This is a genomic window from Nakamurella panacisegetis, assembly GCF_900104535.1.
Lineage (GTDB): Bacteria > Actinomycetota > Actinomycetes > Mycobacteriales > Nakamurellaceae > Nakamurella > Nakamurella panacisegetis.
Window position 1 is genome coordinate 2911907 of sequence record NZ_LT629710.1, and the last position, 12372, is coordinate 2924278.

General features: G+C 69.4%; 13 protein-coding genes. 6 read left to right on the top strand and 7 right to left on the bottom strand.

Going from position 1 to position 12372, the window contains the following annotated elements; genetic code table 11:
* Window positions 1–8: 8 nt before the first annotated feature.
* A complete protein-coding gene (locus BLS97_RS12960; RefSeq protein ID WP_090482131.1) occupies window positions 9–341 on the bottom strand; it encodes a chorismate mutase in 333 nt (110 codons plus the stop codon).
* Between the two features lie 450 nt (window positions 342–791).
* Between BLS97_RS12960 and BLS97_RS12965 the strand changes: the two genes are divergently transcribed.
* Window positions 792–1784 (top strand): sodium:calcium antiporter, encoded by a 993-nt coding sequence (locus tag BLS97_RS12965; RefSeq protein ID WP_090476479.1) that lies wholly within the window; start codon window positions 792–794, stop codon window positions 1782–1784.
* A 36-nt stretch (window positions 1785–1820) separates the two neighbouring features.
* On the opposite strand, the gene BLS97_RS12970 is transcribed toward BLS97_RS12965, so the two are convergent.
* Window positions 1821–2354 (bottom strand): peptidase, encoded by a 534-nt coding sequence (locus BLS97_RS12970; RefSeq protein ID WP_090476481.1) that lies wholly within the window; start codon window positions 2352–2354, stop codon window positions 1821–1823.
* 241 nt (window positions 2355–2595) lie between these two features.
* Here BLS97_RS12970 and pcrA point away from each other — a divergent pair, with 241 nt between their 5' ends.
* On the top strand, window positions 2596–5166 hold the full coding sequence (gene pcrA, locus BLS97_RS12975; RefSeq protein ID WP_090476483.1) for a DNA helicase PcrA: 2571 nt from the start codon (window positions 2596–2598) through the stop codon (window positions 5164–5166).
* Window positions 5167–5179: 13 nt separating this feature from the next.
* Here pcrA and BLS97_RS12980 read toward each other — a convergent pair whose 3' ends face one another.
* From BLS97_RS12980 to BLS97_RS12990, 3 genes are all read right to left on the bottom strand, one after another.
* The gene (locus tag BLS97_RS12980; protein ID WP_090476486.1) at window positions 5180–5809 is read right to left on the bottom strand and encodes an alpha-ketoglutarate-dependent dioxygenase AlkB; all 630 of its coding nucleotides are present in this window, start codon (window positions 5807–5809) and stop codon (window positions 5180–5182) included.
* A 68-nt stretch (window positions 5810–5877) separates the two neighbouring features.
* Window positions 5878–6390, bottom strand: coding sequence for a GNAT family N-acetyltransferase (locus BLS97_RS12985; RefSeq protein ID WP_197676162.1), 513 nt, complete (start codon window positions 6388–6390; stop codon window positions 5878–5880).
* 19 nt (window positions 6391–6409) lie between these two features.
* On the bottom strand, window positions 6410–6808 hold the full coding sequence (locus BLS97_RS12990) for a nuclear transport factor 2 family protein (protein WP_157695388.1): 399 nt from the start codon (window positions 6806–6808) through the stop codon (window positions 6410–6412).
* Window positions 6809–6866: 58 nt separating this feature from the next.
* On the opposite strand from BLS97_RS12990, the gene BLS97_RS22885 reads away from it, so the two are divergent.
* The gene (locus BLS97_RS22885; protein WP_172832271.1) at window positions 6867–7490 is read left to right on the top strand and encodes a hypothetical protein; all 624 of its coding nucleotides are present in this window, start codon (window positions 6867–6869) and stop codon (window positions 7488–7490) included.
* A gap of 2 nt (window positions 7491–7492) precedes the next feature.
* Here the strand turns inward: BLS97_RS22885 and BLS97_RS13000 are convergent, their stop codons facing one another.
* Together BLS97_RS13000 and BLS97_RS13005 are read right to left on the bottom strand one after the other, a co-directional pair.
* A complete protein-coding gene (locus tag BLS97_RS13000; protein ID WP_231988088.1) occupies window positions 7493–7933 on the bottom strand; it encodes a hypothetical protein in 441 nt (146 codons plus the stop codon).
* Window positions 7926–8288, bottom strand: coding sequence for a hypothetical protein (locus tag BLS97_RS13005; protein WP_090476495.1), 363 nt, complete (start codon window positions 8286–8288; stop codon window positions 7926–7928). Before BLS97_RS13005 ends, BLS97_RS13000 begins: the two co-directional genes overlap by 8 nt.
* A gap of 254 nt (window positions 8289–8542) precedes the next feature.
* On the opposite strand from BLS97_RS13005, the gene BLS97_RS13010 reads away from it, so the two are divergent.
* The 3 genes from BLS97_RS13010 to sucC all read left to right on the top strand — a co-directional run bounded on the left by BLS97_RS13010 (window position 8543) and on the right by sucC (window position 12369).
* Entirely contained in the window at window positions 8543–10579 is a 2037-nt protein-coding gene (locus BLS97_RS13010; protein WP_157695390.1) for a hypothetical protein, read from the top strand.
* Window positions 10576–10986, top strand: a complete 411-nt coding sequence (locus BLS97_RS13015; protein WP_090476500.1) for a cobalamin B12-binding domain-containing protein — start codon at window positions 10576–10578, stop codon at window positions 10984–10986. Before BLS97_RS13010 ends, BLS97_RS13015 begins: the two co-directional genes overlap by 4 nt.
* A gap of 210 nt (window positions 10987–11196) precedes the next feature.
* The gene (gene sucC / locus BLS97_RS13020; protein WP_090476502.1) at window positions 11197–12369 is read left to right on the top strand and encodes an ADP-forming succinate--CoA ligase subunit beta; all 1173 of its coding nucleotides are present in this window, start codon (window positions 11197–11199) and stop codon (window positions 12367–12369) included.
* The last annotated feature ends 3 nt before the right edge of the window (window positions 12370–12372 follow it).

Consider the following 12372-nt stretch of genomic DNA (forward strand, 5'->3'; position numbering starts at 1 on the left):
GCCGGTGACTACTTGCGGCCGAGCCGACCGCGACCCATGGACAGCAGCATCATGCCGAGGTCGGTGCCGGACGGACCGAGCTCCCGGAAGCGTTCCAGGATGGCCATCTCGCGGCTGTAGACGATGCGGGGGCCGCCCAGGGACTTGCGAGCAGCGCCAATGGCGTTGGAGATCGCGGTGCGCCGCTGGATGAGCCGCACGAGCTCCGCGTCGATGGCGTCGATCTGAAGGCGCAGCGTCTCGATGCCGGCCTGGTCCTGCGGGACCGGGACGGTCGCATCCGGGACGGCCGACTCGTCGTCGCCCGGGTGGTCGGCTTCGGAAGCGGGTGTGCTCGTCATGATGTCCTCATTCTGCCCCGGGCCGGCCACCGGTGTCCCGGCAAGAAAAAGCCCCGGGTCCGATGGACCTCGGGGCGTCGTCGTGGCGGTGTGGTTCAGCCGCTGACGGGCACCGGGATCCGGTACCCGAAGTAGAACTGGCGGCAGGTCATGGCAACAAGTACACCACAGGCCCGCGGGCGCGGTCACCTGGCATCCCGCCGTGCGCACGTCCGCGCGTCCGGCGCGGCCTCCCGGATGGGCTAGGCTCACCGGCGAAGGGGAGTAGCCCGCTACTTGTTCGTCGACATACTGGCACCGTTCTCGGTGCCCGGCGACTGGGCCTGTCGGTTCCGGCAGGTGGGCGAGACCTTCGACCAATGACGTCGACGCGAGTGATCGCGTGTACAGCCGTCGGTCGAAGGCGGCTCTGGACCCCAGTGCGCACCTCCGCCCGGCGCGGAGGAGAACATGGCATTGACGATCTTCCTGCTCCTGGTCTCGGCCGTGGCGATCTATCTCGCGTGCGAGTGGTTCGTCAACGCCGTGGAATGGCTGGGTTCGCGGCTCAACGTCGGGACCGTCGCTGTCGGCAGCGTGCTGGCCGCCGTCGGCACCGCCCTGCCTGAATCGGTGGTCACGCTGGTCGCCGTCGCGTTCGGAGCCACACCCGACCGCAAGGAGATCGGCGTCGGGGCGGCCATGGGTGGGCCGTTGGTGCTGTCCACCATCGCCTATTCGGTGGTCGGTGTCTCTCTGCTCGCGGTGCACCGCTCGTTCCGCAAACGGCCCGACGGGTCCGGGGAACTGGTGCAGGACCAGACCTGGTTCATGGTCATCTTCATCGCGAAACTGGCGCTGGGCCTGCTGGTGTTCAGCTGGAAGCCGTGGCTGGCCTGGCTGTTCCTGTTCGCCTACGCGATCTACGTCGTCCGCGAACTGCGTGATGCCGGCGGTGACGGCGGACATTCCTCCGACGGCCTCGAGCCGCTGAAACTGCAGCCCCGTAAGGCCATTCCCACCGGCTGGGCCATCGGTATCCAGACCGCGATCACCCTCGGCGTGATCTTCGCGGCCAGTCAGTTGTTCGTGGCCCAGCTGGAGAAGCTGGGGCCGCACCTGGGGCTGGCGCCGGCCGTCGTGGCCGTGCTGCTGGCGCCGATCGCGACCGAGCTGCCGGAGGTGCTCAACGCCGTCATCTGGGTCCGGCAAGGCAAGCCGGGCCTGGCTCTGGCCAACGTCTCCGGGTCCATGATGGTCCAGGCCACCATCCCGTCGGCGCTCGGCATCGCTTTCACCCCATGGCATTTCACGCCCACCATCACGCTGGCCGGCATCGTGACGCTGGCCTCGATCATCGTGATGATCGTGCTCGGGCGCCTGCGGAAACTCACGTCGGGCACGTTGCTGTTCGGGTTCGGCCTGTACGCCGTGTTTTTCGCCGGCATGCTGGTACTGAACTAGGTTCTCCGGGCCGCGCGCGGGATCGGCGGCGAAACCTCAGGCCGCCATCAACATGGCCAGCACGGCCGTGTCGGCGTCGTTCATCGGATCGATGCCGGCCATCCCGCGCATGCTGGTCACGGCGCCGGTGTGGTCCGCCTCGGCCCAACCGGCCCGGTGGTCGAGCCCGAGATGAGGCAGCCCGGGCAGGTAGACGCAGCCGGACGCGACACCGTCGTACTCCGGGAGGGAAGGCCTGGTCTCCGAAGGCGGGTGCAGGACGAGCAGGCCGGACGGCTGAGGCTCGGCGAACTGCCCTGGAGTGAGGGCCCGCTCCCCGATCAGGGTGCCCTCGGCCATCACCAGCCCGATGGTGCCCGGTTGCGGTTCGTCCGGCAGTTCTTCCCGCACGCGGAAGACCGTGGTCACCGGTAGGAGCCCGGGCACGCTGGCCACCCGGACCGCGATGACGAGGAACTTGACCCACTCGAGGGTGTTCTCCGGCCACCGCCCCGACACCACGAAACCGCTCAACGCCCCCGCCGACTCCAGCGCGGACACCTGCACCGCGCGGGCCGATGATTCGCTCATGGCCAACCTCCGTTCCTGCCCGAGGTATGGATCAGCCCGTCGCCGAGCTGATCATGATGTTGATGGTGGGGCCACAGTGCACTGGCACACAAGGGGACCCGAGTGCCAGATTGGTCGCATTCCGGCGTCGAATCCGTGATGGTGACCGTGGGTCACGAGGACCGGGGGAGGTCCGGCTCCGGGTTCCGGCCGGCGGCGTCGGCGTCGGCCGTCGGTGTGGGCCGGTAGTTTGGATATCGATATGGACAGACTGTTCGACCTACCGTCAGAAGCGCCGTCAGACGCGTCGGCCACCTCTCCCGGGCGTGGGGCTGCCTCGTCGACGGGGCCGAAGCTGACCCCGCAGCAGCGGTTGATCGAACAGGCGCGACAGCAGGCGGAGGCATCGCGGGAGCGAGCGGCAAAGGCTCGCCACCAGGAGGCCGAGGCGCTGCTGGACGGTCTGAACCCTCAGCAACGGGCCGCCGTCGAGCACCGCGGCGCGCCGCTGTTGGTGGTCGCCGGTGCCGGATCCGGCAAGACCAGGGTGTTGACCCGGCGGATCGCCTATCTCCTGGCCGCCGGCGGGGCACACCCCGGGGAGATCCTGGCCATCACCTTCACCAACAAGGCCGCCGCCGAGATGCGGGACCGGGTCGCCGAGATGATCGGCGCTCGGTCGCGGGCGATGTGGGTGTCCACCTTCCACTCCATGTGCGTGCGGATCCTGCGCGCCGAGGCGGCGCACCTGGGCGTGCGCTCCAGCTTCACCATCTACGACTCGGCCGACTCCCAGCGTCTGGTGCAGATGGTCGCCTCCGACCTCAACATCGACACCAAGAAGGTGTCGGCCCGGACGTTGGCCGGGGCCATCTCCAACCTCAAGAACGAACTCGTCGACCCGGTCGAGGCCACCGACAAGGCCGATTCGGATCTGGAGAAGATGGTCGCCGAGGTCTACACGAACTATCAGGTTCGGTTGCGGGCGGCGTCGGCCTTCGATTTCGACGACCTGATCATGGAAACGGTATCCCTGCTGCAACGGTTGCCGGCCGTGGCCGAACACTACCGGCGCCGTTTCCGGCACGTGCTGGTCGACGAATACCAGGACACGAACCACGCCCAGTACATGCTGGTGCGCGAACTGGTCGGCGGAGAGATCCGTGAGACCTGGAGCGACGACGGGGTTCTCGTGCACGAACCGGTGTCGGACATCCCGATGGCCGAGCTGGTCGTGGTCGGCGACGCCGATCAGTCGATCTACGCCTTCCGCGGGGCCTCGATCCGGAACATCACCGAATTCGAACGGGACTATCCGAACGCCCGCACGATTCTGCTCGAGCAGAACTATCGCTCGACGCAGACCATTCTGTCCGCCGCGAACAAGGTGATCTCCCGCAATACCGAGCGTCGGGCCAAGAATCTGTGGACCGCGCAGGGCAACGGGCAGCTCATCGTCGGATACGTCGGGGACAACGAGTACGAGGAAGCGCAGTTCATCGGCAAGGAGATCGACCGGCTGGTCGACGACTCCGAGATCCGGTTCGGCGACGTCGCGATCTTCTACCGGACCAACTCGGCGTCCCGGGCCATTGAGGACGTGTTCGTCCGGACCGGAATGCCGTACCGGATCGTCGGCGGGGTCCGGTTCTACGAGCGCCGCGAGGTCCGCGACGCTCTGGCCTATCTCCGGGCGATCGCCAATCCGGACGACGAGGTGTCGCTCCGGCGCATCCTGAACACCCCGAAGCGCGGCATCGGCGACCGGGCCGAGGCGACGGTCGTGGTGTTCGCCGAACAGGAACGGATCGCGTTCGCCGACGCTCTGGTCCGCGTGGCCGAGATGCCGATGATGGCCACCCGATCGGCCAAGTCCGTGGCTGCGTTCAACGACCTGATGAGCGGCCTGAGGGCGCTCGTGGCCGGCGGCGCCGAGCCGGCCGAGGTCCTGACGGCGGTTCTGGACCAGACCGGGTACCGCGCCGAGCTCGAAGCGTCACAGGATCCGCAGGACTTCTCCCGGATGGAGAACCTGGACCAGCTGGTCACGGTGCTCCGGGAGAACGCGGAGTTGCTGCTGGGTGGCGGCGGAGCGGTCATCGCCGGCGACACCGACGCGCCCGCGACCCCGCCGCCGGCGCCGGGAAATGAACTGCTGGCCGCGGTATTGGAGCAGATCTCGCTGGTGGCCGACGCCGACTCGATCCCCGATTCCGCCGAGGGCGTGGTCACCCTGATGACGCTGCACACGGCCAAGGGCCTGGAGTTCCCGGTCGTCTTCCTGACCGGGTTGGAGGACGGGATCTTCCCGCACCAACGGGCCTTCTCCGACGATCGGGAGCTCGCCGAGGAGCGGCGCCTGGCCTATGTCGGCATCACTCGGGCCCGCGAGCGGCTGTACCTGTCGCGTGCGGTTACCCGCTCGGCCTGGGGGCAGGCGAACTCCTATCCGGCGTCCCGGTTCCTCGACGACATTCCGGAGGAGCTGATCGACTGGCGCCGGTTGGCGCCGGCGCGGGAGCCCTACGTCTCCGGTTCGGCCGACTACCGGTCGTCCAACTGGGGTTCCGGTGGCTCCAGCAACTATTCCGGATACAGCTCGCGATCGGCGCCGGTGTCGGCGTCCCGGTTCGGGCAGATCGGTGGTGCCCGCGCCGCACGGCCGCCGCTGGTGCTGGCGGTCGGCGATCGGGTCAACCACGACAAGTACGGTCTGGGCAAGGTGACCGCGGTGTCCGGGACGGGCCCGACCGCCACGGCGACCATCGACTTCGGTACGGCCGGGACCATCCGCCTCATGCTGATCGGCGGCGTCCCGATGACGAAGCTGTAGGCCGCACCGGAGATCAGGCGACCCCGGCCGGCCGGAACTGGATGCTGACCCGCGGGCCGACCGGCCGGGCCGTCTTCGGGATGGCGTGCTCCCATGTCCGCTGGCAGGACCCACCCATGACGACGAGATCGCCGTGGCCCACAGGGATCCGCAGGCTCTCACCGCCCGATCGCGGCCGGAGCATCAACGGGCGGTCGGCACCGACGGACAGGATCGCGACCATGGTGTCGGAATGGGATCCCCGGCCGATCGTGTCCCCGTGCCAGGCCACACTGTCGCGCCCGTCCCGGTACAGGCACAGCCCGGCCGTCAGGAACGGCTCGTGCAGTTCGGGCCGGTAGTGGTCGGTGAGCATCTGTCGGGCCTGGGCCAGGATCGGGTGCGGGAGCGGAGCGTCCGGCCCGTACCAGCGCAAGAGCCGGGGGACGTCGACCACACGGTCGTACATCGGGCGCTTCTCGGCCCGCCACGGCACCTCGTCGAGCAGCGTCTGCAGCACCGGATCGGATCCGCTCAGCCAGCCCGGAAGCCGGTCGACCCAGGCGCCGTCGGTCAGATCGGTCCGCTCGATCCGGCCGGCCAGGTCGCACAGGGCCGGTACCTCGTCGACGTCGAACATCGACGGTTGATAGGACGTCGTCATGCACTCATGTTACGCGTCATTCGAACACGTGTGCTGTTTGTTCAGTGCGCGGGTCGTGGGCTGACGACTCAGAGGCTGCGGGTGAGGTAGATCAGGTCGCTGTCCTGCGGTCCTGGTGCGGTGTGGTGGCGGTGGAATCCCAACTTGTCCAGCACCCGCAGGGACGCGGTGTTCCAATCCCCGACGGTGGACCAGAGCCGGCGACGTCCCGTGGCCTTCGCAGCCTCGACCATGGCCCGGGCCGCCTCCGTCGCGTACCCGCAGCCGTGCTCGCGCGAGAGCAGCTCGTAGGCGAGCTCCGGCTCATCCAGGCTCGCCCGGCCGACCAGAAGCCCGCAGTAGCCGAGCATGTCGGTGTCCCCGTGCCGGCGTAGGGCCAGGAATCCGATGCCGCTGGCCGCTGCCCCGTCCGCCATCTGTGCGATCTTCAGCCGTGCCGCCGCGACATCGGTGCCGTGGCCGCGGGCCCCCGGACCCCGCTCGACGATCAACTCGACGTAACGGTCGGCGTCGGTCAGCCGCATCGGTTCGAGCAGCAGCCGCTCCGTTTCGAGCCGCGCCGCCATGGGTTGATAGTCCACGATGCCCAGTCTGGCCGAGTCAGCCCGGGAGATAGTGGTCGTAGTTGTCCTGGGAGGCTACGCGGCCGTCACGGATCTGCAGGAAGATCGCGACCCGGGCCCGAATGCGGGTCCCGGTTGGCGCGTCCGGGAAGTCCACCCGCAACGTCGCGCTCCAGTTCACCTCCAGGATCACCCGGTCCCCGTCGACGGCCTCGGTGGCGATCTGGAACACCTGATCGGCCACCACCTCCCGGCCCTGCTCGGCCGCCTGCAGCACCTCCGGCAGGTTGCGGCTGGCGCCCTGCGGGGACATCGGGTTGGGCCACTCCCGCTGCACGAAATCGGTGGTGAGGTGACGCCGCAACTCCGCCGTGGTCCCGGATTCCACTGCGTTGAGGTAGGACCGGGCGACAGCGAGGGTCTCGGCGCGCGTCATGGCCGTCACTGTAGAAGGGGACCCACTTGACCGGCACGGCCGTGAGGGCCGGCCCGGAGTGGAGTCGGGGCTTGAGGGCATCGAGAATGGACAGGCCCTGTCCCACGATGCCGGTCACCATCTCGGACACACCCTCGGCCCCGTTCATGATGGTCAGGTTCGACTCGGCGATGCCACGAGCGGCCGCCTCGACCAGCGACGGCAGCACCTCGATCAGGTGGTTGGCCGCGATGAGTTCCTGATTGCCGCCGTCCAGCGACGCGGCCCGGACGGTGTTGGCCGCGGCCTGTGTCCGGCGGCGATAGGCCTCGGCGTCGGCCGGCCGACGTACCTCGGCCTCCAGCCGCTGGACCGCGAGGTCGGCCTGGCGCCGGGCCAGAGCCGTCTGCTGCTCGATGACGTTCTGCGTGGCCTGGGCCTGCGCCAGCGGGCCGGCCTGGGCGGCATGGGCCTTGGCGCGGTCGGTCTCGGCGATGAAGCCCGCTCGCTTGATCTCGGTGTCGCGTTCGTACTCGGCCTTGAGCGCGGCCGCCTGCTGCTCGGGCTCGGCTGCCTCCTGGTCGGCCCGGGCGGCCGCGATCCTGGCCTGGCGGGCCACGGCCGCGGCGTGGGCGGCCGAGCAGAATCTGTGTCTGGTGGATCACACGCTCGCGGCCGGCCGGAAACCGGTGACGCGCAATGAACTCAGTTCTGCGCCGCCGGCCGGCTGTACCAGAGCCACAACAGCCCGAGCACCGGGAGCAGGACCGGGAAATAGCCGTACCCGCTGCCGAAACGCGACCACACGGTGTCGTGTGGGAAGGCGGCGCGGTCGATCAGCGACGCGGTGCCGATCACCAGCACGCCGACCATCTCCGTGCCGCACGCGGCCCAGGCCAGTCGCCGCGACCACGCCCGCTCGCTGAGAAGACCGACCGCCGCGCCGATGTAGATGATTCCGGAGCACAACGAGAGCACGTAGGCCAATGGGGCCGAGTGGAATGTGGTGCTCACCTGGACGATCCCGCGCGACGTCGCGGCCAGTGCGAAGATCGCGTACAGGGCGATCAGGATCCGCCGCGGACCGGTCGGCGGGGGCTCGTTCTCCGTCCGGTCCACCGGAGGCGGCTGCTCTGGCTCAGCCAAGATCCGACCGCCAGATCTGCAGGAGCCGCAACGTCATCACGCCGACCACGACGGCCGTGACGCCCAGGGTGGTCGAGCCCCAACGGGTGCGTTCGAGCCGAGCCAGGTAGAACCCCAGCGGCAGAGGGAACAGGATCCCGACCGCGTATGCCACGTAGGTGACCGGTTCGGCCAGATGGGCGCCGCCGAGACGAGCGAGGCCGACCGCCGTCTGCACCACCAGGGCCACTTCGAGTGCGATGGCGGCGATCATCAGCGCGTCGTCGGTGGGCCGGTTCCGGCGCGCCTGCACTCCGCACCAGATGCCCAGCAGCAGTCCCGCGCCGACCAGGCTGTAGGCCAGTGCGTCGATCATCGGGAAGCGGGCCTTTCGTGGGCGCGTCGAGGAAGGTGTGGTGCAGTCGGTCCGCGAGAAGACGGGGCGGACGTCGATGTCACGGGCGGGGCATGGTGACGGTAACCGATTCTCCCGGCCCGACGTTGCTACGGTCATGGATGTGAATTGCGCCCGGATGTATCGCGTCAAGGTCCGTGGGGGTCAGGGATGGTGACGGCGATGAGGTCGGACGCTGGCCGGGCCCCCCGGGCGACCCACCACGGCGGTCGCGCGTGAGCGGGGGTCGGACGGCGGTCGTGCTCCAGCGCGCCGGTCGCTCCCTCCCGGTCGGGTTGGCCGCTCTGCTGCTTGTCGGCGCCCTGTTGATCGGAGCGGGCGGCCTGATCGGCGTGGCCACTCCGTTCGACCACTCCGCTCTGGGGTCGGCGTCCGGCGCGGTCTGGATCGTCCTGCTCCCGGCGGTGCTGGCGCTTTCCGTCTCCGCGGTGCGGCCGGAGATCGGGCTGGCCGTCACGTGTGGGGCGGGCATCGTCGCGCTCGCCCGGACCGTGTCCGACCTGGGCCTGCTCACCAGTCCCAACACGGCGATCCGGCCCGAGTTCTTCTATGAACTCACCGACCGGGCCCAGCCGTTCTCGGCCGGGCCCGGGGCCGCGGTCGTGGTGGTCGGCGATGTCGTGATGGTGGTGGCGGGGGTACTCGCGGCGCGGCGGGTCGCGGCCAGCCTGTCGTTCCGGACCGAGCGGATCTTCGACGTCCACCTGATCGAGGTCGATGACACCGGATCCGGCGCCGAACTGCTGGTCGAGGCACTCGAGGAGTCCGACGCGGTCCGGGCCGACGAGCCGGAATCGATGATCGACGGAGGGCCTCGGCGGAACAACTGGCTCATCCTGGCCGGATTCCTGGGCACGCTGGCCGTGCTGGCCGCTTCCCTTGGGCTGCCGTACACCGGCGGTTATCTGCTGGCGCGGTACATCCCGCCGGAGATCGGGATGCTCGGGCTCGGGGCGGCTCTGGTACTCGCTCTGGTCGCCGCGGTTGCCGTGCTGACCGCGGCGGTGCTCCCGCGCGCGGTGGCTCTCGGCCTGCTCGGCGGCGTGGCCGTCGGCGCCTCGATTCCCTTTCTGACGGCCGTACTGGTCAGCATCACCGACGCGCCGGTCAAGCTGAATCCGATCGTGGCGCTGGGGATCCTGGGCGTCGTCGTACTCGCGGCCTCCGGTGCGCTGTCCAGAGTGGTGCTGGTCCAGGACGACTACTCCGAGCCGAGCCGGGCGTCGGTGCGGTGGTTGAACCTGTCCGGGGCCGTTCTCAGTCTGGCCGTCGCCGGCGCCGCAGTGGGGGGCTGGCGGCTCCCGCAGCTGCGGTACAGCGGCGGCGCGGTGCCCACGACGTCGGGGACCGGCGTCGCGCTGTCGGCGCCGCAGTCGGCCCCCTACCTCGTCGCGGCGATCATCCCGGCGATCGCCGGAGTGCTCTGGTTGGTGCCGATCGCCGCGCGCTCCGGACGGGCGCTGGCCGCGATCGGCTGGGTCGCTCTCGTCGTCGCCGTGGCCCAATCGACGTACGTGCTGAGCGAACTGATCGCCAGCGCGTCGGTGTTCGTCGCCAACAGCCCGTTCGCCGTCCCGCGCTGGTCGGCCGGCCCGGGGCTCTGGTGGGGCGTCGCCGGCATCGGCCTCGGACTGGCCACGTGCGCCATCGCCGCATTGGCCAGCCGCCAGGCCGCGGACGCGTCGCCGCTGGTCGCCGAGGAGGCGTCGTTGTCGAGGGCCCGGTCGATCGGCACGGTGGTCGCCGTCGTGCTGACCGTTGTCGTGGTGGTGGTTCTCTCGATGCCGGTGTACTCCACCCAACAGCTCGACTCGGCCACCCTGCTCGACGGCTACCAGGCGAATTCCTGGGGTGTGCTGACCCTGGCCGCGGCGATGATCGCGGCGGCCTGGGCGGCCGGCCGGTCACAGCGGACGGCGGGAGCGGTCAGCTACGCCCTGGCCGGTGGCGCCGTGCTGGCCGTGCGGTTGGTCATCCCGGCCGCGGTGCGCGCGCAGGACGGATTCACCGCCGGACCCGGTCTGATCGGGGGGTACATCACCATCGCCGCCTTCGCCGCGGCCGCCGTCGTCCTCGGCTTCAGTGCGGCGCGGATCCGTCATACCGATCCGGTCGCGTCGAAGCCGGTCCGTCCGGCGTCGGGCCGACGGCCGGTCGGCGGCCGCTCTGCCGCCGTTCGCCCGGCCGGCCCCAGCGGCAAGACCGCCGCCGGAGCATCATCAAAGGGCGAGAAGAAGGGACGACGACGATGACCAGACCGATCCGGGTGGTGGTCGCGAAGGCCGGCCTCGACGGTCACGACCGCGGCGTCAAGGTGGTGGCACGGGCGCTTCGCGACGCCGGCATGGAGGTCATCTACACCGGGTTGCACCAGACGCCGGAGCAGATCGTCGCCGCCGCGTTGGCCGAAGATGCCGACGCGGTAGGTCTCTCGGTCCTCTCCGGAGCCCACATGACGCAGTTCAGGGCGGTGGTGAAGCTGTTGGCCGAGCAGGACGCCCAGGACATCGTGGTGTTCGGGGGCGGCATCATCCCGGCGGAGGACATCGCCGAACTCGCCGAACTCGGCGTGCACGGAATCTTCACCCCCGGAGCATCGACGACGGACATCGTCAGCTGGTTGCGCGAGAACGTCGCGGCTCGGCTGGAACAGGACTGAACCGCTCTGCCCGGTGCGGCCCACATCACCAGGTGGGATAGCTCACCAGGGCGGATGTGTCCGCGGCAAGGACGGGCCAGTAGGGTCACTTCACGGTCCACGACGCGCCCGGGAGACCGGTCACCGCGCCCGGATCCCAGCGCAGCCGCTGCTCAACACCCGCAGCCAAACACCCACGACTACACAATGTCGAGAAGTCGGGAGCAAGACGTGGATCTGTACGAATACCAGGCGAAGGAACTCTTCGCGAAGCACGGCGTGCCGGGAACGCGGGGAAAAACCGCGACCACGGTCGACGAGGCCGAGGCGATCGCCGCCGAGTACGGCGTGCCCGTGATGGTGAAGTCCCAGGTGAAGATCGGTGGTCGAGGCAAGGCCGGCGGCGTGAAGTTCTCGCCCGACGTCGCCGCGGCCCGCAAGAACGCCGAAGCGATCCTGGGCCTGGACATCAAGGGCCATGTCACCCGCACGGTGCTGGTCACCGAGGCGGCCGACATCGCTGAGGAGTACTACGTCTCCTACCTGCTCGATCGGTCCAACCGCACCTACCTGGCCATGGCCAGCAAGGACGGCGGCATGGAGATCGAGGAACTCGCCGTCGAGCGCCCGGAAGCCCTGGCTCGTGTCGCGGTCGACGCGATCGTCGGAGTCGACGCGGCCAAGGCGCACGAGATCGCCGTCGCCGGCCGCTTCCCGGAGGAAGTCCGCGACCAGGTCGAGAACGTGCTGATCAAGCTGTGGGACGTCTTCATCTCCGAGGACGCCACCCTGGTCGAGGTGAACCCGCTGGTCAAGACCCCGGACGGGGTGGTGCTGGCACTGGACGGCAAGGTGTCGCTGGATGACAACGCCTCGTTCCGTCACCCGGAGCACGCCGCCTTCGTCGACAACGCAGCCGAGAACCCCCTGGAGCTGGCGGCCAAGGAGAAGAACCTCAACTACGTCAAGCTCGATGGTCAGGTCGGCATCATCGGCAACGGGGCCGGGCTGGTCATGTCCACCCTCGACGTCGTCGCCTACGCCGGCGAGGCCCACGGCGGCGTCAAGCCGGCCAACTTCCTGGACATCGGCGGCGGGGCGAGCGCGACCGTGATGGCCAACGGCCTGGAGATCATCCTGGGCGACGAGGAGGTCCGCGCCGTGTTCGTCAACGTCTTCGGCGGCATCACTGCCTGTGACGCGGTCGCCAACGGCATCGTGCAGGCTCTGCAGATCCTCGGCGACGAGGCCAACAAGCCGCTGGTCGTCCGGCTGGACGGCAACAACGTCGAAGAGGGGCGCCGCATCCTGGCCGAGGCGAACCACCCGCTGGTCACCCTGGCCGACACCATGGACGAAGGCGCCGACAAGGCAGCCGAACTCGCATTCGCGGCTGCGAAGTAAGGG

Bases quoted from the DNA above. Each gene is read 5' to 3' on its own strand.
- BLS97_RS12960 (WP_090482131.1), bottom strand. From the start codon at position 341: ATGACGAGCACACCCGCTTCCGAAGCCGACCACCCGGGCGACGACGAG.
- BLS97_RS12965 (WP_090476479.1), top strand. From the start codon at position 792: ATGGCATTGACGATCTTCCTGCTCCTGGTCTCGGCCGTGGCGATCTAT.
- BLS97_RS12970 (WP_090476481.1), bottom strand. From the start codon at position 2,354: ATGAGCGAATCATCGGCCCGCGCGGTGCAGGTGTCCGCGCTGGAGTCG.
- pcrA (WP_090476483.1), top strand. From the start codon at position 2,596: ATGGACAGACTGTTCGACCTACCGTCAGAAGCGCCGTCAGACGCGTCG.
- BLS97_RS12980 (WP_090476486.1), bottom strand. From the start codon at position 5,809: ATGACGACGTCCTATCAACCGTCGATGTTCGACGTCGACGAGGTACCG.
- BLS97_RS12990 (WP_157695388.1), bottom strand. From the start codon at position 6,808: ATGACGCGCGCCGAGACCCTCGCTGTCGCCCGGTCCTACCTCAACGCA.
- BLS97_RS13005 (WP_090476495.1), bottom strand. From the start codon at position 8,288: ATGATCGACGCACTGGCCTACAGCCTGGTCGGCGCGGGACTGCTGCTG.
- BLS97_RS13015 (WP_090476500.1), top strand. From the start codon at position 10,576: ATGACCAGACCGATCCGGGTGGTGGTCGCGAAGGCCGGCCTCGACGGT.